Genomic DNA, 22,260 nt, shown 5'->3' on the forward strand with positions numbered 1-22,260 from the left:
TGGCTAAGCCTTTTTATATAGGAACAGCCTCACCTCTCCCAGCGCGTTCTCCTCATCTGTTTGTGCAAACCGTACCTGCGGGCGCGCCTGCAGCATGCGCAGGAGGCGCGGGTGTTCGCCTTCCAGTAGAATCATCCTGTTTCCCTGGCTTTGAAAAAGCTCCTCCAGCAGCGGCAGCATGGCACCGAAGCCAGTCACGGCAGCATCGGCTTTTATATATACCACGGCCTTCTCGCTTTCGCGGAGCAGGCGCAGGGCGTAGTGCAGCACCAACTCGCCTGAGGTTGCGTCTATGTCCAGCACTGCCAACGCCGGCAGCTGTTGCTGCACCTGCTCCGGCAGCGCCTTCCGGTAAGCAACGGCAGCCGTCAGGTCCAGGTAAAGGAATGCCTCCATCACCTCACCACGAATTTTGATGAGACATGCTTCCCGCTTTCGGAGGTGGCCCGGATGATGTACATGCCTGCCCGCAGGTGCTGCAGCGGCACGACATGGTTGCGGCTGTAAGCACCAGCGTTTATATATACCCGCCTTCCGATGGCGTCATATACCTGCAACGTTACGGGCTCTGTGGCTTTTACCTGCACACCCGCTGCGGCACTTCTATCGGCCGGGTTAGGGTATACCTCCAGCGTCAGGCCAGTTTCGGGCGTGGTGGGCGATCCGGAGTTGCCGCTTACCTGCTCCAGCATATATAACCCGCCGCCCTTGGTGCCGATGAGTAGATACAGTGTGTTCTCGCCGCCAAGCGCAGCTGTCGTGATGCTTAGCCCTTTGCCGAAGCGTGTAGCTTGAAGACCCTCCAGCAATTCATTTTCCAGCAATTCCGTTTCGGGGGTGAGGGCATTGCCCTGGAGGATGGAAGGCAGGTTCCGGTATATACGAAGTGTGCCGCTCTCGTCTGTAGTGAGCAGGTCTGGTGCGCCGTCGCCGTCCACATCTGCGGTGGCAGGATAAAGGGAGTGGCGGGTGTAGTCCTGCCCGAGGCTGACGAGGGGAGTGTTTTCTGCTGCATATACCGGCGCGGCTGCGTTGCCGGTGTTGCGGTAAAAAGCGAGGCTGCCGTCGCTTTTGCCCAGCAGCAGGTCCAGGTCGTTGTCGGCGTCCACATCCACAAAAGCAGGCGCGGCATTATCCGGTATAGCCTGCACCAGTTGCACATCCGAAAAGTCATATAGCGCGGCCTGTCCTGTGGCGGCTTTGTTTGGGATATAGCTGATGCGGGTGGAGTTGTGTGCGGAGGTGCTATATGTAAGCACAAGGTCTGTGGCTCCGTCTCCGTTGATATCGGCAAAAGCTGGCCTGATGTTGAAAAGCTGCGCCTGCTGCAGGCCCAGATAATCTTTTGTCTCCAGTTCGAAAGCAGGGGCCGTGGCCGTGCCGGTGTTGCGGTACAAATGAAGGGAGGCGCTATAGTTTCCGTCTTTGGCAGAAGCGGCGTTACCCACCAGCATATCCAGGTCGCCGTCAGCGTCTATATCGGCAAAGGCAGGAAAGGCGCTCTCGCCTATATCCAGCATCTGCCCCTGCAGAAAGTCGTCCTGCACAAACCGGAAATCAGGCTTGTTGTCCGCCCCCGCGTTTCGGTACAGCCAGGTGGAGCTTTCGTAATTGACGGCCACAAAATCATGCGCATCCTGTGTGCCCTGCGCCACCTGTGGGGCCACCAGCATATCCGGCACCCCGTCAAACGTCACGTCCTCGTAAAATGCCGCCGGGAAAATCGGGAAAGAAGCCGGGGTAGCCGCCGGGAAAGAAGGCGAGAAGCTGGTCATTAGGGCATTTTCCGCCGTGCCTTCGTTCTCCATCAGCACGAGGTTATTACACTGCACACCGCCCATCACCAAATCCCTGTCACCGTCGGCGTCCATGTCCAGCAGCAACAAGGCGGAGCCGTCGTGGCCCGAGTGCAGGGGGGCGGCCACGCGGCAGAAGGCACCGAAGAGGTAACTGTTGCAGCCGTCGCACTCGGTTATGCCGCCCCACCAGTTGGTCTGCTGCTCGAACCGCAGGCTGCCGCAGGCCAGGTTCTGCTCTGCCCGCTGGTTGCGGTAAAGCTCCAGCGTAAAGCCCCTGGAGAACTCTGAGATGAGGATATCGAGGTCGCCATCGCCGTCCACATCTGTAATGGCAGGTACGTCTGCGCCCTGCATCTGCATGTTCACTTTGTTGTCCTTGTAGTAAAGTGCTTCCTCCGCCAGCGAGAATTTCAACTGGCCTGAGGGGGCTGCCTCCTGCATATATACCTTGATGCCGAGCGGGCTGCTGGTGAAAATGTCTTTCAGGCCGTCGCAGTTGTAGTCGCGCAGCAAGGCCCAGTTCTCCAGCTCCGCCGGGAAAAACACCTCGTAGGATGGTGCGTACCGGTATTGCCACTGCCCGTTCTGCTGCACCGCCAGCCACGTATATACCTTGCGCAGCTGCCTGTCGAAGACGAACAAGTCCTCCTGCCCGTCCCGGTTCAGGTCGATGGTGGAGAACTGGGGTGTGTTGAGGCCGCCGCCCCAGGGGCTGCTGAGCTGCCTGCCCTGCACCGACACGGGCACATCGTGGCGGAAGCGAAACTGCAGCGGCTCCTTTTCCTGGGCAACGGCCATGGCCACACTGCAAAGCGCAAGGTATATAAAAGTGAGATACTTCTTCATGGGGAGGAGGCCGTCGTTAGCTCTCAGGCCACTGCTTCAATTTCGGCAGTGGCGCCGGCGGGTGCTGTCGCTTTTAAGGTTTTGAATGTATATTGCCACTGCGGAAGGCTGCTGCTTATATGAACGATAACACCAGCCGGAAACGCATTGTTAACGCTAAAAATACGCATTTCATGCAGAACAGCATTGAGTTTATATATCAGAAGTACCTGGCGTGCCGCCACGTGAGCACCGACTCGCGGGCGGCGCAGGACCAGAGCCTGTTCTTCGCCCTGAACGGACCCAGCTTTAAAGGGGCGAAGTTCGCCGCAGCCGCCCTGGAGAAGGGGGCAAGGTATGCCGTGGTGGATGACCCCGCCCTGGCCGCTGACAACGTGTTTGTGGTGGAGGACACGCTGCAGACGCTGCAGGAACTGGCGCGTCACCACCGCCGCCAGCTGAGTATCCCGGTGATTGGCATTACGGGCTCTAACGGCAAAACAACCTCTAAGGAGCTGGTGCATGCGGTGCTCAGCCGGAAGTTTAACACGCTCTACACGCAGGGCAACCTGAACAACCACATAGGGGTGCCGCTCACGCTGCTGCGCATCAAACCCGAGCATGAAATGGCCATCATCGAGATGGGCGCCAACCATATAGGCGAGATTGAGTTGCTCTGCAGCATCGCCCTGCCCACGCACGGCCTCATCACCAACATCGGCAAGGCGCACCTGGAGGGCTTCGGGAGTCTGGAGGGAGTGGCGCGCGGCAAGAGCGAGTTATATGTACACCTGCTCCACTCCGGTGGTACCGCCTTCGTGAACACTGGCAACGAGCACCTGATGCGCATGAGCCGCCGCCTCGAGAACAAAGTCACCTACCCGGCCCCCGGCGACTATTACCACAGCGAACTGCTGGAGGCCTCGCCATATGTGGTATATAAAGACGAGGAAGGCAACGAGGTGAAAACGCAGTTGGTGGGTAGCTACAACTATGAGAACATGGCCGCCGCCGCCTGTATCGGAAAGTATTTCGGGGTGCCGCTGCAGCAGGCCAACGAAGCCATCGCAGCCTATAGCCCCGTCAACAACCGTTCGCAGGTACTGCAGAAGGGCAGCAACACCATCATCCTGGATGCCTACAACGCCAACCCCACCTCGATGGCTGCCGCCGTGCGCAACTTCGGCAGCATGAACGCGCCGCGCAAAGTCGTGATTTTGGGGGATATGTTTGAGCTGGGCACGGAAAGCGCAGCCGAGCACCGCGCTTTGGGCGAAGTAGTAGCCGCCCAGGCGTTCGATACGGTGCTGCTCTGCGGCAAGGACATGCAGCACGCGGCAGCGGTGAAAACCAGCTTCCTGCACTTCGAAACCAAGCCCGCGCTACAGCAGTGGCTGCAGGAGCACCCGGTTAAGGACAGCTATATCCTGGTGAAAGGCTCGCGCGGCATGGGCCTGGAGACGCTGCTGGAGGTGTTGTAGATTATAAGATTTGGAGATGCGAAGATTTGAAAATGTGAAACGGGAGGCTTGGCTATATATGGCCGGACCTCCCGTTTTGTTTATAATATCCTTCTTTTGTCCGACGTCTTATGTCTAACGTCTTGCGTCTCGACCCTAAAAAGGGGAAGTGAAATTCTGCAGCGGCGGCAGCACCTCGTCCTTCGGCGACACCAGCGGCTGCGTCACTCCCCAGTCGATGCCGAGGGCTGGGTCGTTCCAGAGAATGCCGCCTTCGGAGGGCTGGTTGTAAAAGTCGGTGCATTTGTAGAGGAAGGTGGTGTTATCCTCCAGCGCCGCAAAGCCGTGGGCAAAGCCCTCGGGGATATAAAACAGGTTGTGCTTCTCGGCATCCAGCACGCACGTCACATGCTGCCCGTAGGTGGGGGAGTCCCTGCGCAGGTCTACGGCTACATCCAGGGCGCTGCCCGAGGTGACGCGCACCAGCTTGCCCTGTGCGTGCGGCGGCTTCTGAAAGTGCAGCCCGCGCAGCACTCCTTTCTTCGACACCGACTGGTTGTCCTGCACAAAATTCGGCTGCAAGCCCAGCGGCTCAAACCACTTCAGGCTGAAGGTCTCCAGAAAATAGCCCCGGTCGTCCCGGAACACGCGCGGCAAAAACTCTATCAGGCCCTCAATGTGGAAAAGTCTGTGTTCCATGGTTGGTATTTCTTATGCTTTCGTTCTTTGTATATAGGTTGATTGACGGCTAATGGTTATCGCGTCAATCAACCAAGTTTTGAATGAGTGATTGAGTGAATAACTGAATAAAGAAAAAGAATACTGTTGTAAATATTCACTCATTCAAAATTGAATCTATCGCCTGCAGGTACTTTCCGATGACGATGCGGTCGTCGAAGCGGGTGACGGCCAACTGGCGGCTGGCCTGCCCCATGCGCTGCAACTCCCCGTCTGGCAGTTGCAGCATCCGCATCATCTTATCCGCCAGGTCGGCTGCGCTTTTTACCTGGCAAAGGTAGCCGTTCTCCCCATCCTGCACCACCTCCCGGCAGCCGGGCACATCCGTCGCAATCAGGGGTTTGGCCAGGGCCGCCGCCTCCAGCAGCGTGCGGGGCGTGCCCTCGCGGTAAGAGGGCAGCACCACGCAGTCGGCTTGGCGCACCACGGCGGCCACGTTATCTGTGGCACCCAGATACTCGACTACACCGGTTGCCAGCCACTCCTGCAGTTGCCGCCGCTTCACCCCCGACCGGCTCCGCTCATCCACCTGCCCCAATAGCTGGCACTTCACCTGTGGGTGCTTTTCCCGCACCAGCCCGCTGGCCTGCACAAACTCCGCCACGCCTTTGTCATATAAAACCCGCGCCACCATCAGGAACACAAACGGCTCCTGCCGCTTAAACTCTTTGGCCGGAGCAAACTCCTGCAGGTTGATGCCCGAGCCCGGCAGCACTTCTGTGATGCTTTCGCGCACCAGCCCGTGGTGCAGGAACAGTTTGCGGTCGTCCTTGTTCTGGAAAAACACCTTCGCCGGATACCGGAAAGCGAACTTGTACAGGCGCAGCGCGATATGGGATATATAATCCTTGGTGATGAACACGGTGCCGAGCCCCGAGACGTTGTTGATGGCAGGAATACCGGCCCAGTGTGCGGCCACGGCCCCATATATGTTGGGCTTGATAGTGTAGTGCAGCACCACATCCGGCCGCACCCGCCTATAGGCGCGGTACAGGCGCCAAACCAGTTGCAGGTCCTCCAGCGGGTTCGTGCCCTGCTCCATGCGCACCGGCACAAAACGGCACCCTACCGCCACCAGCCGCTCCGAATACGCATCCTCCGGTGCCATGGCCACCACCTCGTGCCCCTCCGCCAGCAGGGCCTTTATCAGGCTCATGCGGAAGTTGTAGATGTTCCAGGAAGTGTTGATGACGAGGGCTATCCGCATAAAGTGCAAATCAACCCGAGGCAGCGCCGGGGCGATGGCTGAAAAGCCGTAAGTTAGCATTTTAGCAGCAGCATCAGAAAAATTAAAGTAAATTGCAGCAAATCCGACTCAATTCTGACACCTGACATATACCAATGCCTTTTGTTGCCTTCCTGCACGCCCACGTTCTGGCAGTTGTGCTTTTCCTCTTCCTGTTCGCCGCAAAGGCGCTGCTGCTGCTGCTGAACAAGCGCGCGGCGCTGCACAAGGTGAGGAGCAAAACCAGGGCGCTGGACATGCTGTTCGGCACGCTGATCCTGCTAACGGGCGGTTACCTGCTGTTCCTCTACAACGGCGGCATCCCCACCTGGCTTATCCTGAAAATCGCGCTGGTGCTGGTGGCCGTCCCGCTCGGCATGGTGGGCATCAGGCGCGAAAACAAAGTGCTGGCCACGCTGACGCTGCTCATCTTCCTGTACGTATATGGGGTGGCGGAGACAAAAACCCTGGTGATGGGCAAAGACAGCGGCCTGGCCCAAAACACTGCGCCTGCCACACCAGAGGCGGATGCCGTCGAAACCGGCGATGCTGGCCTCAGCCAATCGGCAAGCGCGCAGGCGGCGATTGTGGCCGCCATGGGCGAGGCGCAGCTGGCCAACGCCAAAGCCATATATGACCAGCTGTGCGCCAACTGCCACGGTGCGGACGGCACGAAGGGGATGGGAGGGGCCGCAATTTTAACGGCGTGCCATCTCAGCCTCAACGACAGGATTCGCGTTATTGAGGAGGGCCGCGGCCTGATGCCCGGCTTCGGCGACCAACTGACGGAGCAGGAGCAGGAGGCGCTGGCAGCTTATACCATCACGCTGAAAAAAGAATAATTAATGGGGAAACAGCATTTCTATGAAACGGCCAAGCCACAGGAGACCGCTGTGCTGGTGGCCGTACCGAACCACCGCCAAACCGACGCGCAAACCAAGGAGTACCTTGACGAACTGGCCTTCCTGACGGAGACGGCGGGAGCCGCCACGTTGAAGCGCTTTGTGCAGAAGCTCGACAGGCCCGACATCCGCACTTTTGTGGGAACCGGTAAACTGGAAGAGATCAAAGCCTATGTGAAGGAGCACGACGTGGACATGGTGATCTTTGACGATGACCTGAGCGCCTCGCAGGTGCGCAACATCGAGCGCGAGCTGCAGGTGAAGATCGTGGACCGCAGCCTGCTTATCCTGGACATATTCGCGCTGCGGGCCAAAACGGCGCAGGCGCACGCCCAGGTGGAGATGGCGCAGTACCAGTACCTGCTGCCCCGCCTCACCAACCTCTGGACGCACCTCTCGAAGCAGAAGGGCGGCATCGGGATGAAGGGACCGGGCGAGACCGAGATTGAGACCGACCGCCGTATCGTGCGCGACAAGATTGCCTTGCTGCGCGACCGCCTGAAGAAGTTCGAAAAGCAGAACTTTGAGCAGCGCAAGGCCCGCTCGGGCATTGTGCGCGTGGCGCTGGTGGGCTACACCAACGTGGGCAAATCCACGCTGATGAACCTGCTCTCCAAATCAGAGGTGTTTGCCGAGAACAAGCTGTTCGCCACCGTGGACGCCACCGTGCGCAAGGTGGTGCTCGACAATATCCCGTTCCTGCTTTCCGACACCGTGGGTTTCATCCGCAAGCTGCCCACCAAGCTGATTGAGTCCTTTAAATCCACGCTGGACGAGATACGCGAGGCCGACTTGCTGGTGCATGTGGTGGACGTGTCGCACCCCTCGTTTGAGGACCATATAGCCGTGGTGAACGAGACGCTGAAGGATATAAACTCGGCGGAGAAGCCGGTGCTGCTGGTGTTCAACAAAGTGGACCTGTACCTGCAGCAGCGGGAGCAGGAACTGGCGGAGGAGGGGGCCGAGGTGCGCCCGTCCATCGAAGACCTGAAAGCGACCTATATGGCGAAGATGCACGCACCGGCCCTGTTTATTTCCGCCACCAACAAGATCAACATCGAAGAGCTGCGCGAGGAACTGCAACGAAGAGTGGCAGAAATCCATTACCAGCGCTACCCGAACAACGTGTAAATCCACACAGCCCGCATCACCCGCCACGGTATATATAAATCATATATAAACGTGGCAGGCGGTTGGCCCTGCTATATATGACGACCCGACACCGCATCATTTCCGGAGCCGCCCAAAAAATGGAAGCCCTGGCCAACGCCTCCATCGACCTGGTGGTCACGTCTCCGCCTTACCCGATGATCGAGATGTGGGACGGCATCATGGCGCAGCAAAGCCCCGGCATTGCGGCGGCCCTGGCCGATATGAATGGCGAGGAGGCCTTCGAGCTGATGCACCTGGAACTGGACAAGGTGTGGCGCGAGGTGGAACGGGTGCTGAAACCGGGCGGCTTCGCCTGCATCAACATCGGCGACGCCACCCGCACCCTCGGCGGAAAGTTTGCGCTTTACCCGAACCACGCCCGCATCCTCTCCGCTTTTCTGAAACTGGGCCTTACCAACCTGCCCAACATCCTGTGGCGCAAGCAAACCAACGCCCCCAATAAATTTATGGGCTCGGGCATGTTGCCGGCCGGCGCCTACGTTACGCTGGAGCATGAGTGGATTCTGATTTTCCGGAAGGGCGGCAAGCGGCTTTTTAAGACGGCGGAGGAGAAGCGGCTGCGCAGCGAGAGCGCTTTTTTCTGGGAAGAGCGCAACGCTTGGTTCTCGGATATATGGGATTTGAAAGGCACGAAACAATCCATTAAAAATGCAGAGACAAGGGCGCGCAGTGCGGCTTACCCCTTCGAGGTGCCCTACCGGCTCATCAGCATGTACTCTTTGAAGGGCGACACCGTGCTGGACCCGTTCCTGGGCACAGGCACCACCACCGTGGCCGCCCTCGCCGCCGAACGCCATAGCGTGGGCTATGAGATAGACAGCGCTTTTACCGAAATTGTCAGCGGCAATATCCTGAACCAGGATGTGGCGCAGCTGAACAGCTATATCCGCAACCGGGTGATGCAGCACCGGGAGTTTATCCGGAGCAGGCAGGCAGACCCGAAGAAGGACGCCATCAAGCATTTCAACCAAAGCCTCGGCCTGCCCGTCATCACCTCGCAGGAGCGCGCCATGACGCTCTCGTTTGTCAGCGCCATCCGCCGCAGCGAAGCAGCAGATTTGCTGTTTGAGGCACAGTATCTCCCTGCCGGCATCGCAGACTTCAGCGAAGACAACGCGGTCACAGGTTCTCAGAAGAAAAAGAGCAACAGGCAGGCGGCTATAGATTCAGAAGCACCTCAGAGTTAAGGATGTTGCCCTTATGGTCTGCAATGATGTCGTATACGGGTGCGCCGAAGCGTGCTTTGTACAGCTGGTTTTTCCGGCTGTTGGCCTGCCGGGCGTTCAGGAGGTAAGTAGCGTTGCCCGTGTAAGACTTCGGTTTCACCTGCAGCGCGTAGCGCAACTGCCCGCCCACATAGGCCTCGTAATCCACAGCGTAGCTATGGTCGATCACACCTTCCACCTTCCGGAAATCCACCTGCGGGTAGAGCGCCTGCAGCGTCTTGACCGTGTTCCGCTCCCGGATGATCACGCCGTTCCAGGTCTCGCATATCACGCGGTAGCGTACGCACTCCACACAGTCTTCCACCGTCAGCCCGTGCCCGTTGTCTTTAACGTGGTTGTAGAGTATCTCCCCTTTTTCGCGGAGCCGTTCACGCGTTCTGCCGAACTGGGTGTTCAGGTTCTTCAGGTTCCAACTCAGGCCGCGAACATAAACCGCGTCCTTTCTGATCAACTGAGTGTCGTGCAGGATGGCCTGTGTGGCCTCATCCCATCTTGATATGATCACTTCCCTCTCCTCGCCGCTGCGGTAATAAAAAGCCTCCCACTCCTCCTTTTCGGTGAAAGGCTTGAGTTCGATGAGCGTCGTAACGTAGCCCACCGACCAGGGGTCGTTCAGCATCAGGCTGTTCCAGGCGCTGTTCGTCGACCTGAATTTTGCCGCATCGAGCGCCAAAACAAATTCTGTTTCCATGACCATGATAATCCGGGTAAATTAAATTCCTCTGGGTGCCGCTGGCCCCGCTATATACCTGTGCGTTCAGAAGCTTCGCGATTAAGCATTGCCTGCGCTACAATACGTTTTTTGAATGCACTATATAAATGTTTATACGAGTATTAGCAAATACAACCAATTGTTTAATTTTTGGCAAAACTATGGCCTGTATATCATGAGTATTATATATAGAAAGCATGACATGGCGGCCCTGCCCGCCGGGGCACAACCATTTGCCGGAAGTTGCAGTAAGTAGCAATGCCCTGGCTGCTCCTGACCGGCAGCCGGCACGTATGCTAGAGAACACTGTATGAAGACGCTATATATTCTGAGGCACGCCAAATCGAGCTGGGAGTTTAACGAGCTCAGCGACCACGACCGGCCGCTGAACAAGCGGGGGCGCAGCGACGCGCCGCTTATGGGCCAGGAACTGGCAGCCCGCGGTGTGCAGCCAAACCTGATTATATCCAGCCCCGCCGTCCGGGCCCTCACCACCGCCACGCTCGCTGGCAAGGAATTGGGCTACGACCCCGATGACATTGCGGTGGACGAGCGTATATACGGCGCCGGCAAAGAAGACCTGCTGGAGGTGGTGCGGGGCGTGTCTGACGACGTGGACTACCTGATGCTGGTGGGCCACAACGAGGCCATCACCGAGTTTGCCAACCTGCTGGCGCCGGAGCGCATCAGCAGCCTGCCCACGGCGGGCGTGGTGGCGCTGGAGTTTAAATGCGGCAGCTGGCACGATATCAGCAAAGAAAACGCATCTATGCTGTTCTACGACTTCCCGAAAAACTATAAATAAACCAGCGGCGGGCCTGTGGGAGCGGCAGAAAGCAGAAAAGGAAACCCTTATGGAAGAAGAAAAAGTACAGACAGCCACCTCGCATTACCCCCTCATGGACAGGGAACTGAGCTGGCTGGCTTTTAACTACAGAGTGCTGCAGGAGGCGAAAGACCCGCGCGTGCCCCTGCTGGAGCGCGTCAAGTTTATGGCCATCTTCTCGTCTAACCTCGACGAGTACTTTAAGGTGCGCGTGGCTACCCTCAAACGCCTCATCAAACTGAATGAAAAAACGCGCCGGAAGCTGCAGGAAGACCCCTCCGACACGTTCGGCCAGGTGATGCAGGAGGTGAGGCGCCAGCAGGAGGAGTTCGGGGAGGTGTTCCGGGAGGGCATCCTGAAGGACCTGCGGGAGCACGGCATCCACCTGCTGACAGAGCATGACCTGAACCCCGAACAGCAGGAGTGGGTGCGCGCCTACTATGAGAAAACGCTGGAGCCGCTGCTGCTGCCCATCATCCTCGACGAAACGGAGACGCAACTTTTCCTGAAAGACCAGACCGTGTACCTCGGCATCAAGATGTGGGAGCCGCAGGCGGGGGAGGAGGGCAAGCCAGAGCGTTTCGCCATGCTCGAAATCCCGACCAAGAAACACGGCAGCCGCTTCGTAAAACTGCCGACGGTGGGCGACAAGCGCTATGTGATGTTCATCGACGATGTCATCCGCCTCTGCCTGCCCCTGATGTTCGGCGCGTACAGGCAGTTCGACGCCCACGCCGTGAAAGTGTCGCGCGACGCGGAACTGGACATTGAGGAGGAGGTGTCGGGCAACCTGATGGCCAAAATACGCAAGAGCCTGAAAAAGCGCGAAACCGGCTACCCGGCCCGCCTGCTCTACGACCCCGAAACGCCGCAGGACCTGCTGGACATGATGATGGCCCACACTGGCATCACCCAGGACGAACTGGTGGACGGCAGCAAATACCACAACTTCCGCGATTTCTTCCAGTTCCCTGATTTCAACCTGCCCGGGCTAAAGTACGAGCCGCAGCCCACGCTGGTGCATCCGCTGCTGGAGCAGGAGCCAAGCCTGCTGGCCGCTATGCAGCGCCAGGATTACCTCGTGCATTACCCCTACCAGTCGTTCGATTACGTGCTGCGCCTGTTCAACGAGGCCGCCGAGGACCCCAAGGTAACGGCCATGAGCGCCACGCTGTACCGGGTGGCCGACGACTCGGCCATCGCCAAAGCCCTGGCCAGGGCCGCTAAAAACGGAAAGCTGGTAACGGTGGTGGTGGAGCTGAAGGCGCGCTTCGACGAGGAGGCGAACATTTTCTGGGCCGGGAAGCTGCAGAAGGCGGGCGCCAACGTCATATATGGCGTGCCAGACCTGAAAGTACACTCCAAGCTGGGGCTGATTACCCGGAACGAGGGGGGCAAACTGAAGAGCTACGCCTACCTGAGCACCGGAAACTACAACGAGGACACCTCCACCATCTATGCCGACCACGCCCTGTTCACCTCCGACAGGCGCATCACGCGGGATGTGGAGCAGGTGTTCAACTTTTTCATAGACGGGCAGCCCGACAAGGAGTTCAGGCACCTGCTGGTCGCCCCCCTGAACATGCGGGAACAGTTTGTGCGGCTGGTTGACAGGGAAATAAGGCATGCGAAGAAAGGGCTCCCTGCCCGCATGGTTCTGAAGATGAACGCGCTGCAGGACGAGCGCATGATCAAGAAGCTATATGCCGCCAGCCAGGCCGGGGTGCAGATTGATTTGCTGGTGCGCGGCATCTGCTGCCTGGTGCCGGGTGTGGAGGGCGTGAGTGAGAACATCCGGGTGCGCAGCATCGTGGACCGTTACCTGGAGCACGCGCGCGTCTATATCTTCCACAACAACGGTGAGGAGCAGTATTACGTGGCCTCGGCCGACTGGATGACGCGCAACCTGAACCGGCGCGTGGAAGTGGCTTTCCCGCTGCTGCAGCCCGACCTGGTAGAGCAGGTGCGCACCATCATCGGCCTGCAACTGTCTGACGACAACAAAGCCCGGGACGTGGCTAACACCTATATACCCGCCTCGCCGCCCACCGACGTGCGCTCGCAGTACGCCACCTACAACTACCTGCGCAGCCTTGTGCCGGAGGGCGTGCATCCCTACCGGGAGAAGAAAAAGTAACAGAAGGCTATATATAAAAGAGGGAGCGGCTTGATGAAGCCGCTCCCTCTTTTATATATAGCCCCTGCTTATTCGTGCTAGTTCTCATCCACCCAACTGCGCGGCGGCACCAGGTACAGCTCCACGCCTATATACCCTGCGCCCGCCAGGTCGTTGTGGATAAGCTCGTCCCTGGAGCCAACCTTATCATATACCCGGTTGCGGTAGTACTGCCGGAAACCGCCCTCCACGGCAAACCACAGAAAATCGTATATCTCCCGCTCCATGCGCACCAGCCCTTTTATATCCGTGCGGCGCAGTTCCAGGTCCCCGAACTCCGACAGCGGCGGCTCGCTTGCGTACAGGTTGTAGCTGGCGCCCTCCAGCCTGTAGCCGGCATAAAACAGGGTTTTCTCGTTTGCGTTGTAGCGCAGGCGGGCATTGGCCGGAAAAATGGACTCCACCCCCCATTTTGGGTTGAAGGTGCGGTTGTATAAAATACCGGGATATATGCTCTTCCGCCCGAAAGTGTACCCCAGCTGCGCCCCGACGCCAATCACATAGTCCGGGCTTTTTTTCCAGCCGTAGGCCAGGTCAATGGTCGTTTTCAGGTAATCCGCAATGTTGATGTCGTCGCGCGTATAATCGCCGTTCAGGTCGCCTTTGATGCGGATGAGGTAAAAGCGGCGCTCATCGATGGAGTGCAGGTAAGCCAGTTGCAGCCCGAGGCTTTTGAGGTCCCGGTCCTCCAGATAGCTGTAGAGCGGGTAGCTGCCGTTGGTCAGTTCGTCGAAGTTGAATTCCTCTATGCTGTAGCCAATGCCCAGTATCAGCTTGGTTTGCGGCCTGTTCATCAAGGGAGCGAGCGAGCGCATGAAAAACTGGTTGTTGCGCCGCACATGGGCGCTGCCATTCCCCACGCGCGGGTCATCGGACTCGGAGTCGACGTCGAACTGCGGCAGGCGCTCGTAACCGACCACCACGCCGCGCGACCGGCCCATCCCCGTAACGGAGGGCGAGGCATAATCAATGATGTCGCTGATGGCCTCGGCCTCGCTGTCGGTGTCCTGGGCCTGCGCCTGCTGCTCAAAGCACAGCAAGGGCAGGGCATATAGGAGTAGTTTGATTTTTTTCATAGTTGTTTCAGCATGGTACGGCTTGTGTCTTATGGGGCCGCCGGAGCGGTGCGGCTCTCTCTATATACTGGTTTAGCAGTTTTCTGTTAAAAAAAGAAACCGAAATTCAGCATGGTCAACTCGTCGTCTTCGCCGATGGCATGGGTAAGCGAAAAGACGGTGCGGTTCAGCAAATCGACCCACACCCCGGCACCGTACCCGGTGTGCAGGCTCCCGAAGAAGGCCTGCTTCGGATCGCTGTCGTGGTACACCCGCCCGGCGTCGATCAGGCCCAGCACCCCGATTTTGCCGGGCGTCAGGTAGAGGTTAAAGTCGAACAGCTGGATGCGCGCCTCGGCGTTGGCAAACAGGCTGCTGCGGCCGCCGAAGCGCGTGCGGCGGTAGCCGCGCAGGTTGGAGGTGCCCCCCAGGGTGTTGGCCTGGTAAAAGCGGAAGTCTCCGAAGTTGTGGGCCGCGCCCACCCGGCCCGCCCACGTGAGCTGCAGCGGGAAGTTGGGGCTGATGTAGAAACTGAATTCGGAGCTGAGGTTCGTGTAGCTGAGGCGCTCGCCCCCCAACTGCCGGTTGTGGCTGATGCGGTTATGCATGCGGATGCCGATGCGCGGGTTGGCGTCGGTGCTGCTGCCCGCCCCAATCACGTCGAGGTTGGCGTAGGCTGTCGCGCCGGCATAGTGCTGCACCCCGAATTGCCCTTCCTCCATGTCATAGGTGCCCGGCTCCAGCTGGCCGGCGCGCGCCTGGTCCAGTAGATAGTTTGGCCTGTCCGGCGTCTCCACCTGAAACCGATCGTAGGTTGGCCCGATGCCCACTTTCAGGAAGGAGGTAAGGTCCTTGTAAAGCGAGGCGTCCAGGAAAAGGCGGCTGAACCGCACCCGGTAATAGCTGTCGTCGGAGTCGGAGGTCTGCTGTGTCAGGTTGCCGAGGCCGTAGAAATTGCGCTGATACTGTGGCCCCTGCAGCGCGGCGTTCATGGCCAGGCTCCAGTCGCCCATCACCTGGCGCACGTCGCCGGTGTAGCGCACGTTAAAGGACTTCGTCAGGAAGGCGTAGTTGGCCTCCAGCAGGTGCTCGGCGGCGTAAGGCGACTTCCGGAACTTCTGCGTGCGCAGCAGCACGCCCGCCCCCAGAAAAAGCCCGTCGTCCACGTTGTACTCCGCCGACAGCCGGGGCCCTATATATGGCAACTGGAAGTTGTCGCGGTCGTAGCGGGTCACTTCCTCGTCGGGGGTGGTTCTGTCCTTGCTCTCGGGGCCCAGCGCCAGCACGCTGCCGGGGTTGGTGTCATATATAACCGTGTACTTTTTCGGGCCGCTCACGCGCGAGCTGTCCACGATCTCGTCCTCGTTGCCGCCGCCGATGATGCGCACCAGGATGCTCTCGTCCACGTCGCCGGTGACCTTGAACTCGTCTTCGCCGTCGCGGCCATATATCCGGATCTCCTTTGTCTCGTCGGTGAAGAAGGTGCGATGATACAAGTCCTCCAGCACTTCCCCCTCCTTCGATATTTTGTAGCCCGTCACTTCCACCCGCTCATCGTCGAGGCGGTCCACCACAAAGCGCTCGTGCTTGTCGCTGCCCGATATATCCACGTACTGCGCCAGGAAGCTGTAATACTCCTCGGCCACCTGCGGCAACTGGTCTCGCCTGGACTTCAGCTTGGCGGCCACCTCCGGGCCGGTTAGCTCACGCACACTGTCGGGCCACTGGGCGATGGCCTCCTCAATCACCTCGTCCGTCACGTTCTCCTTGATGTCCTGCGCTATATTTATCCAGTCCTGGCGGGTGGCCCGGGAGGTAAAGGTGCGGTCGAGGGTGAGGGCGCTCAGGTTCAGTCCGATGACGTCGGTAAACTCATGCCCGAAGTTCTGGACGTTGCGCACGCCCCACTTGCGGGTGGCCAGCCAGGGCAGGAAGCCGTCTGCCTTGAAAAAGGCCATGTCGCGGTCTTCGGGCACCGGGGTATATAGCTTGCCCTTGTCGTTTTTCTTCTCTTCCTCCACCCAGCGCCACTGGCCCTCGTGGCGGTCCCAGTCGCCGATGAGCATGTCCAAGAGGCGGGCGCGCACGTACTCCTGCTGGTCCACCTCGTTGTCGTTGTCGTCCTCCAACTCATCCAGTAGTTTCTCGGTGCCGATCAGGTTCTCGGCGTGCCCCAGGCTGGCTGTTTCCTCGTGGTTCTCGTCGGCGTCCTCTTCCAGAAAGGCGAGGGTGTTGCCGAACTCATCGATATACTGGCGCAGGTAAGGCGTGTTGGGGATATAGACCAGTTGCGGGTTGGTGTGGTACACGCCGGCGGCGTCGGCCAGTTTCGGGATGGCCAGTGCGCCGAAGGGGTGCTGCGCCGATATCTGGTCCTGCAGCAGGGTGCGCGCCGCGGTTTGCTGCAGGTATTCCGGCAGGGCCTTAGCCGGGTCTTTGTTGATGGTGCGCAGCGAGTACTCTCTGGCGTCTGGGTTGCGCACTTTCAGCGAGGCGGTCTGCTTGCCGCCGCCTTTCTGGTAGGGCGTCAGGCCGCCAAACGTGTTTTTCATGTCCAGGAGCGGCACCTCCACCGGTGTGGCCCACACCTCGCGGTAGTGCTCGCCCAGCAGGCTCTCGCGCAGGCCCGAAGCCAGGTACTCGGTGCTGGCGGCCAGGGTGATGGTGCTGTCGGCGTAGTTGGTGGTGTCGGCCACCAGGGGCACCTCCCTGCGGGGCTTCTTGGCATACAGCGGCGTGCGGTAGGTGATGTTGCCGGTCGTGCCGTCTTCTGAGGGCTCCCAGAACTCTACCCAAGCCTCGCCGTTTTCGTAGTACATCACCTTGGCAAAGCCTTTCACCTTCTGCACATAGCTCTCACCGCCGCCCGGGTTCACATACTGCACCTTACAGCCCGACCCGCTCACGATGTGCGACAGATTCTTGTATTTGTAATACTCCAGCGCGTGCTCGTGGCCCGCCGCATATACAATGTTGTCGTACTTGTCGAAAATGTTGAGCAGCCCCTCTATATAGGCCTGGTAGCGGGGGTGGGGAATATCCTCTAGAATGCCGCCGTACTTCCGGGCAAAGGGATAGATGGAGCCGATGACCGGCAGCGGCAGGTATATCCAGTCGCGCAGCATGGTGAGTGGGAAGAAGTGGTCTTTGAGCGAGAAGAAGCCGCCGTGCGCCCCCCGGCTCATCAGGGGGTGGTGCCCCACTATCAATATGTCGCTGCCGCTGTTCTTCTCGATGATGTCCTCCAGTTGCACCAGGAAATCCACCTCGGTGCCCGCCTCACAGGGGGAGTCGTCGCCGTAGGGCCGGTCGAAGGGGTGCAGCCACCACTCTGAGTCGATGGCAATGAGCACGATGTCGTCGCTTATCTTCACCTCGTAGGGGCCGGGGCAGCCGTCGCCGGGCACGAAGAAATCACCGCCCGTCACAATGTTCTCTTCTGTCAGGTACTCGTTTACGTAGCGCTGCTCGCGCAGGATGGCCTCGATGCCGCCGCGTCCGCTGTGGTTCCAGTCGTGGTTGCCCGGTATCATGTATTTCTCGCCGGGGTAGCCTTTCATGATGTCGAGCTGGGCATTCAGGCGCGCCTCCGAAACCTCCCGGTCGTAGGCGTCTTGCTCGGGCAGGCCGTTGTAATACACGTTGTCGCCCAGGAAAATGGTGGCGCTTTGCAAACCAGCCTCCTCCATCTGCTTCCGCATCAGCAGCAGCGAGGGCTCCCCGTTCTCAAGGTCGGGCGCGCCCACGTCGCCGATCAGGAAGACCGTATATATGACTTTGTTCTGGGGATCGGGCACGTCCTGCCGCCAGTTGGAGGCTTCGCGGCTGTAGAAAGGCTGGTTGGAGACGCCGCAGGCTGTGAGAGTAAGGCATAAAAGGACCTGGCAGAGGGGGTAAAGGTGCCGCCGGCGCCATTTTAGTAAGTGTTGGGTCATAAGTTGCTGCGTTCTGTTTAATCCTGCTGCCTGGGTTGCTGCCTGTAGAGGGTGCCGCCCCGAAACGCCCCTTGCATTGGCGCGCCGGCTGCGGGGGCCGGTACCGTAGCTGCATAGGCGCGCTGTGGGATTTGTTCCTTCACCATAATATTAGATATATATAGAAGGGAACCGCAGGCACCGCAGGACTGAAATTGATAAACGAAATGAGGTCGCTTTTAGTTGTTGGGCGAAGCTGTGCCTTTACCTGCCCACAGCCGGCATTTCACTAACAAAAAGCCTTACTTTACCGTAACCGCAAACAGCGTACGACAAATCTGCACCATATGCCACTCGGTGTGCCGGGAAAAGCCCTGTGCCCGGTACGCAGGCACCACCTTTTATGGAAGAACCTACATTGATAAAGCAAGCCAGCGAGTTTGTTTTTAAATTATTTAAAGACAAACTCTCCAAGAAACTGGTGTACCACAACTACCGGCACACGCTGGAGGTGGTATCGGTGGCGCAGGAGCTTGGCCGCCACAGCGGCATAAGCGCCGACGAACTGCAGGACCTTGTGCTGGCAGCCTGGTTTCATGACACAGGCTATATAAACGCCTATGAAGGCCACGAGGAGGAGAGCGTGCGCATCGCGAGCGAGTGGCTGGCAGGGCGCAATTACCCCAAGGAGCGCATAGGATTGATAGAAAGCTGCATCAGAGCCACCAGGCACAATGTGGAGCCCCAGACACTGCTGCAGGAACTGCTGGTGGACGCCGACCTGGCAAACATCGGCAAGCCTACCTTCTCGGCCACCGCCGAACTGCTGCGCGTGGAGTGGGAGATTTTCCTGGACAGGTTTTTCTCTGACAGGGAGTGGGCGCAGTTTCAGATGGACTTCCTGCTGTCCACCAGTTTCCACACGCCCCAGGCGCAACACCTGTTTGCCGGCCAGCTGGGCCTGAACATACAGGAGCAGCGGGAGCGCCTGAGCGAGGAGGATAAAAAGAAGAAGAAGGAGGACAAGAAGCAGCGCGAGACCCTGGCGCAGCCGAAGCGGGGCATCGAGACGATGTTCCGGAACACGTACCGCACCCACCTCGACCTCAGCGCCATGGCCGACAACAAGGCCAACATGATGATAAGCCTCAACGCCATCATCCTGTCCATCGTCATCACCTACCTCAGTGCACAGTCTGCTGTTATCGGGACGGATTTTGCCCAGCACCGCACCACCATCATCCCGATTGGCATGCTGCTGCTCACCACGCTGGGGTCGCTGGTGTTTGCCATCATCTCGGCGCAACCCGAAATCACCAGCTTCAACATCAACAAAAAGAAGAAGAAAAAGATCAACACGCGCAGTGTCAGCCTGCTCTTTTTCGGCAACTTCACCAAACTGCCGCTGGAGGATTTCCAGGAAGGCATGAACGAAATCATGCGCGAGAAAAGCCTGCCCTACAACAACATGGTCACCGATATCTACTACCTCGGCGAAGTGCTGGCCCGGAAGTACAGAATCCTGCGCATCTCTTACTCCATCTTTATGCTGGGCCTGGTGCTGACGGTTATCGGTTTTGCCATTGCCTTTGCCACCTACTAAACCTGAAAAGCGGCAACGGTGGCTGCTTGTAAAATGGATGTAATTGCTGTACATTTGCAGCGGAATTCATTTCAGCCATCTATATCGGCCTCGTAGTTCAACGGATAGAATAGAAGTTTCCTAAACTTTAGATCCCAGTTCGATTCTGGGCGAGGCCACAAACAAAGCGCCCCACTTTCTTGACAGAAGGCGGGGCGCTTTGTTTGTGCCATTTATATATGTAGCGATGAGCAGCAGCCATCTTCTGTGCTGAAGACATGTATATATGATCCGGTGCTACAGAGGCAGGCCGGGGAAGGGGAGAAGCTGAAAAGCCGGGGGCAGTATTGCGAATCCAGCCATATATGAGACGGGCTTCTCCACCAAAAACTGCGCCGGATCGGCAACCTTATCTTCGGAAATACATATATAGATAGTGAGCCATATCCTGACGCAGATGAGACTTTTTTTTGCATTCGTAGCTTTCGCCGCCCTGCTTGGGGCTGCCTCCTGCAACGACAGCAGCCATGATATAGCCCACGACGATGCAGCGGCCACAATTGCCAGCGAGACAGGCGTTGCGGCGCCGCTCCCCGACGACGTCCTGTATTCTTCGAAGGCGCTCATCAGCGGAAAGCTATATGCCCGCCCCAGTTTCGACGGCACGGTGCTCGCCCATTTCGACACGCTGCAGCAACTGCACATCATCGACACCACAGGCGGCATCTTTGTGAAGGCGCGGCTGCTGCACAATTCCTCCGCCAAAATCGGCTACGTACCGAAGGCCATTTTGCCGGAGCGCCAGCCCTGACGCCTTGGCTGCGGCCCCGCATGGACATAAAGAAAGGCAGCCCTATGCAGCGGCTGCCTCACCTGTCTTACCGTAAAATTTATATCCAGTTATTTCACCACCACCCGGCGCACCGTGCTGTACCCGTCCGTTTCCAGTTTCACGTAGTAAAGGCCCTTGGCATAGTTGTTCAGGTCTACCGTCACCGAGAACTGGGCGTCGTAGCGGGTCAGCTCTTCGTGGAAAATCTCGTTGCCGATAACATTTATAATGCTGAGGTTGGCCGTGGTCGCCTCCAGGTTTTTAGCCGTTATGGTAAAAACGCCGTTGCTCGGGTTGGGGTATATAGCAATTTTCTCGTCTGAAGATTCTAAATTGAGGGGGTTCTGCTTCTCAGCCTGCTGGGTGTTGGCCTGCACCTGAACAGGCTGCCGGTGCTGGGCGTGCGCCAGCAGCACGGACATACAGGCGAAAAGCGTAAGTACAAAGTGTTTCATATGGTTTATATCGTAAAGTCTTATTCAAAATCATCAAAAGTTGTTCCACTTATTTAAAACGGGAGGCACAATATTTTGTTCTTGCATTGTACATCCTGAAATTACGCTGCTCACTAAATTTAGGCTATTGGATTTGGATAAAAATCATATATAAAAACAAAATAATTTGCCGGAGGATGTTGTTATAATAGGTGGCGGCCTGGCTGGCCTGACAAGTGCGCTGGGTTTGGCGAGGGCCGGGCTGCAGGTAACTTTAGTCGAGAAAAAAAGCTACCCCCTGCACCGGGTGTGCGGCGAGTATGTCTCGAACGAGGTGCTGCCCTTCCTGCGCGCGCTCGGCGTGGAACTCAGTTCCCTCGGCCCCGCCCGCATCAGCCGCTTTCAGCTTTCTTCCCCTTCCGGCAAAACCCTTGAAGCCAGACTGGACCTCGGGGGCTTTGGCCTCAGCCGCTTCACCTTCGACCACTACCTTTACCAACTGGCGCAAGCCCAGGGCGTGCGCTTCGTGTTGCAGCAAACGGCGCAGGAAGTCACCTTTGCCGACGATGCCTTCGCTGTGCATTTGTCGGGCGGTGCGGTGCTGCAGCCCCGCGTGGTGCTGGGCGCCTACGGCAAACGCGCCAACCTGGACCGCCAATTGAACCGCCGCTTCTTCCGGGCCCGCTCGCCCTATATCGGCGTGAAGTACCACATCTCCTATGATTTGCCCAGAGATTTGATCGCCCTCCATAATTTCAAGGGCGGCTATGCGGGCATCTCGGCCATAGAGGACGACCGCTACTGCCTCTGCTACCTGACCACCCGCCAGAACCTGAAGCAGCAGGGCAGCATCGGGCAGATGGAGCAGGCCGTGCTCTCCCAGAACCCGCACCTGCGGCGGGTATTCGAGCAGGCTTCTTTTCTATATGAGCAGCCGGAGGTAATCAACGAAATCTCCTTTGCCACCAAAACCTGTGTCGACAACCACATGCTGATGTGCGGCGACGCGGCCGGTATGATTACGCCGCTGTGCGGCAACGGCATGGCCATGGCCATGCACTCCGGCAAAATCGCGACCGATCAGATATTGCAGTATTTCCGCAACGGCCGCAACCGGCAGGAGCTGGAGGAGGGCTACAGCCGCCGCTGGAAAAAGAACTTCGAGGGCCGCCTGAAGACGGGCCGCGCCGTGCAGCAGCTTTTCGGCAACACCCTCTTGTCGGAAGTGGCGGTAGGCGCGCTGCGGCGCCTGCCCTTTGCCACGCAGCTTATCATGCGCCGCACGCACGGGCAGCCCTTTTAGCGCCGCATTTCCCGCCGCCTACATCTAATCAGCAGGCGCATGCGTAGTTACAAGCGTTCATCATTGCCGGTTTGGCTT

Annotated in this window: 17 protein-coding genes and 1 tRNA gene; 10 read left to right on the plus strand and 8 right to left on the minus strand. The window is 58.4% G+C overall.

The features are described 5' to 3' along the window. Positions 1-3: 3 nt before the first annotated feature. A complete protein-coding gene (locus GSQ62_RS12885) occupies positions 4-399 on the minus strand; it encodes a hypothetical protein (RefSeq protein WP_161889881.1) in 396 nt (131 codons plus the stop codon). Then, positions 396-2,645, minus strand: coding sequence for a T9SS type A sorting domain-containing protein (locus tag GSQ62_RS12890; RefSeq protein WP_161889882.1), 2,250 nt, complete (start codon positions 2,643-2,645; stop codon positions 396-398). The genes GSQ62_RS12885 and GSQ62_RS12890 overlap by 4 nt, the downstream gene beginning before the upstream one ends. 173 nt (positions 2,646-2,818) lie before the next feature. On the opposite strand from GSQ62_RS12890, the gene GSQ62_RS12895 reads away from it, so the two are divergent. Further along, positions 2,819-4,105 carry a UDP-N-acetylmuramoyl-tripeptide--D-alanyl-D-alanine ligase gene (locus GSQ62_RS12895; protein WP_161889883.1) on the plus strand — a complete coding sequence of 429 codons (1,287 nt, stop codon included), beginning with the start codon at positions 2,819-2,821 and terminating at the stop codon, positions 4,103-4,105. Positions 4,106-4,240: 135 nt separating this feature from the next. Here the strand turns inward: GSQ62_RS12895 and rfbC are convergent, their stop codons facing one another. Both rfbC and GSQ62_RS12905 read right to left on the minus strand, forming a co-directional pair. After that, on the minus strand, positions 4,241-4,783 hold the full coding sequence (rfbC, locus tag GSQ62_RS12900) for a dTDP-4-dehydrorhamnose 3,5-epimerase (protein WP_161889884.1): 543 nt from the start codon (positions 4,781-4,783) through the stop codon (positions 4,241-4,243). 136 nt (positions 4,784-4,919) lie between these two features. Then, entirely contained in the window at positions 4,920-6,029 is a 1,110-nt protein-coding gene (locus tag GSQ62_RS12905) for a glycosyltransferase family 4 protein (RefSeq protein WP_161889885.1), read from the minus strand. Between the two features lie 134 nt (positions 6,030-6,163). Here GSQ62_RS12905 and GSQ62_RS12910 point away from each other — a divergent pair, with 134 nt between their 5' ends. The 3 genes from GSQ62_RS12910 (at position 6,164) to GSQ62_RS12920 (ending at position 9,309) form a co-directional block, all read left to right on the plus strand. Continuing rightward, complete coding sequence (locus GSQ62_RS12910) at positions 6,164-6,889, plus strand: SirB2 family protein (protein ID WP_161889886.1); 726 nt, start codon at positions 6,164-6,166, stop codon at positions 6,887-6,889. Positions 6,890-6,892: 3 nt separating this feature from the next. Continuing rightward, positions 6,893-8,080, plus strand: a complete 1,188-nt coding sequence (gene hflX / locus GSQ62_RS12915; protein ID WP_161889887.1) for a GTPase HflX — start codon at positions 6,893-6,895, stop codon at positions 8,078-8,080. A gap of 77 nt (positions 8,081-8,157) precedes the next feature. Next, the gene (locus GSQ62_RS12920; RefSeq protein ID WP_161889888.1) at positions 8,158-9,309 is read left to right on the plus strand and encodes a DNA-methyltransferase; all 1,152 of its coding nucleotides are present in this window, start codon (positions 8,158-8,160) and stop codon (positions 9,307-9,309) included. On the opposite strand, the gene GSQ62_RS12925 is transcribed toward GSQ62_RS12920, so the two are convergent. Continuing rightward, a complete protein-coding gene (locus GSQ62_RS12925; RefSeq protein ID WP_161889889.1) occupies positions 9,281-10,039 on the minus strand; it encodes an MjaI family restriction endonuclease in 759 nt (252 codons plus the stop codon). The two genes, GSQ62_RS12920 and GSQ62_RS12925, sit on opposite strands and share 29 nt — an antisense overlap. Before the next feature lie 331 nt (positions 10,040-10,370). Between GSQ62_RS12925 and GSQ62_RS12930 the strand changes: the two genes are divergently transcribed. Together GSQ62_RS12930 and ppk1 are read left to right on the plus strand one after the other, a co-directional pair. After that, positions 10,371-10,865: a SixA phosphatase family protein gene (locus GSQ62_RS12930; RefSeq protein WP_161889890.1), complete on the plus strand. Its 495-nt coding sequence runs from the start codon at positions 10,371-10,373 to the stop codon at positions 10,863-10,865. Between the two features lie 49 nt (positions 10,866-10,914). After that, positions 10,915-13,023, plus strand: coding sequence for a polyphosphate kinase 1 (ppk1, locus tag GSQ62_RS12935; protein WP_161889891.1), 2,109 nt, complete (start codon positions 10,915-10,917; stop codon positions 13,021-13,023). A 77-nt stretch (positions 13,024-13,100) separates the two neighbouring features. Here ppk1 and GSQ62_RS12940 read toward each other — a convergent pair whose 3' ends face one another. Together GSQ62_RS12940 and GSQ62_RS12945 are read right to left on the minus strand one after the other, a co-directional pair. Continuing rightward, on the minus strand, positions 13,101-14,138 hold the full coding sequence (locus tag GSQ62_RS12940) for a DUF6268 family outer membrane beta-barrel protein (RefSeq protein ID WP_161889892.1): 1,038 nt from the start codon (positions 14,136-14,138) through the stop codon (positions 13,101-13,103). Between the two features lie 86 nt (positions 14,139-14,224). Then, positions 14,225-18,052 (minus strand): BamA/TamA family outer membrane protein, encoded by a 3,828-nt coding sequence (locus GSQ62_RS12945; RefSeq protein ID WP_161889893.1) that lies wholly within the window; start codon positions 18,050-18,052, stop codon positions 14,225-14,227. 382 nt (positions 18,053-18,434) lie between these two features. Here GSQ62_RS12945 and GSQ62_RS12950 point away from each other — a divergent pair, with 382 nt between their 5' ends. The 3 genes from GSQ62_RS12950 to GSQ62_RS12960 all read left to right on the plus strand — a co-directional run bounded on the left by GSQ62_RS12950 (position 18,435) and on the right by GSQ62_RS12960 (position 20,424). Beyond that, the gene (locus tag GSQ62_RS12950) at positions 18,435-19,634 is read left to right on the plus strand and encodes a Pycsar system effector family protein (protein WP_161889894.1); all 1,200 of its coding nucleotides are present in this window, start codon (positions 18,435-18,437) and stop codon (positions 19,632-19,634) included. 86 nt (positions 19,635-19,720) lie between these two features. Further along, positions 19,721-19,792: transfer RNA gene (locus GSQ62_RS12955), tRNA-Arg, on the plus strand. A 278-nt stretch (positions 19,793-20,070) separates the two neighbouring features. Beyond that, positions 20,071-20,424: a hypothetical protein gene (locus GSQ62_RS12960; RefSeq protein ID WP_161889895.1), complete on the plus strand. Its 354-nt coding sequence runs from the start codon at positions 20,071-20,073 to the stop codon at positions 20,422-20,424. 89 nt (positions 20,425-20,513) lie between these two features. On the opposite strand, the gene GSQ62_RS12965 is transcribed toward GSQ62_RS12960, so the two are convergent. Further along, positions 20,514-20,900, minus strand: a complete 387-nt coding sequence (locus GSQ62_RS12965) for a T9SS type A sorting domain-containing protein (protein WP_237586618.1) — start codon at positions 20,898-20,900, stop codon at positions 20,514-20,516. Positions 20,901-21,066: 166 nt separating this feature from the next. On the opposite strand from GSQ62_RS12965, the gene GSQ62_RS12970 reads away from it, so the two are divergent. Then, positions 21,067-22,182, plus strand: a complete 1,116-nt coding sequence (locus GSQ62_RS12970; protein WP_161889896.1) for an NAD(P)/FAD-dependent oxidoreductase — start codon at positions 21,067-21,069, stop codon at positions 22,180-22,182. Positions 22,183-22,260 lie beyond the last annotated feature (78 nt).

It is taken from the genome of Pontibacter russatus (genome assembly GCF_009931655.1).
In the GTDB taxonomy this organism is placed as follows: Bacteria; Bacteroidota; Bacteroidia; order Cytophagales; family Hymenobacteraceae; genus Pontibacter; species Pontibacter russatus.

Excerpts from the sequence above, each read along its gene's own strand:
- GSQ62_RS12890 (WP_161889882.1), bottom strand. The coding sequence starts at position 2,645 with ATGAAGAAGTATCTCACTTTTATATACCTTGCGCTTTGCAGTGTGGCC.
- GSQ62_RS12895 (WP_161889883.1), top strand. The coding sequence starts at position 2,819 with ATGCAGAACAGCATTGAGTTTATATATCAGAAGTACCTGGCGTGCCGC.
- rfbC (WP_161889884.1), bottom strand. The coding sequence starts at position 4,783 with ATGGAACACAGACTTTTCCACATTGAGGGCCTGATAGAGTTTTTGCCG.
- GSQ62_RS12905 (WP_161889885.1), bottom strand. The coding sequence starts at position 6,029 with ATGCGGATAGCCCTCGTCATCAACACTTCCTGGAACATCTACAACTTC.
- GSQ62_RS12910 (WP_161889886.1), top strand. The coding sequence starts at position 6,164 with ATGCCTTTTGTTGCCTTCCTGCACGCCCACGTTCTGGCAGTTGTGCTT.
- hflX (WP_161889887.1), top strand. The coding sequence starts at position 6,893 with ATGGGGAAACAGCATTTCTATGAAACGGCCAAGCCACAGGAGACCGCT.
- GSQ62_RS12920 (WP_161889888.1), top strand. The coding sequence starts at position 8,158 with ATGACGACCCGACACCGCATCATTTCCGGAGCCGCCCAAAAAATGGAA.
- GSQ62_RS12925 (WP_161889889.1), bottom strand. The coding sequence starts at position 10,039 with ATGGAAACAGAATTTGTTTTGGCGCTCGATGCGGCAAAATTCAGGTCG.
- GSQ62_RS12930 (WP_161889890.1), top strand. The coding sequence starts at position 10,371 with ATGAAGACGCTATATATTCTGAGGCACGCCAAATCGAGCTGGGAGTTT.
- ppk1 (WP_161889891.1), top strand. The coding sequence starts at position 10,915 with ATGGAAGAAGAAAAAGTACAGACAGCCACCTCGCATTACCCCCTCATG.
- GSQ62_RS12940 (WP_161889892.1), bottom strand. The coding sequence starts at position 14,138 with ATGAAAAAAATCAAACTACTCCTATATGCCCTGCCCTTGCTGTGCTTT.
- GSQ62_RS12945 (WP_161889893.1), bottom strand. The coding sequence starts at position 18,052 with ATGACCCAACACTTACTAAAATGGCGCCGGCGGCACCTTTACCCCCTC.
- GSQ62_RS12950 (WP_161889894.1), top strand. The coding sequence starts at position 18,435 with ATGGAAGAACCTACATTGATAAAGCAAGCCAGCGAGTTTGTTTTTAAA.
- GSQ62_RS12960 (WP_161889895.1), top strand. The coding sequence starts at position 20,071 with ATGAGACTTTTTTTTGCATTCGTAGCTTTCGCCGCCCTGCTTGGGGCT.
- GSQ62_RS12965 (WP_237586618.1), bottom strand. The coding sequence starts at position 20,900 with ATGAAACACTTTGTACTTACGCTTTTCGCCTGTATGTCCGTGCTGCTG.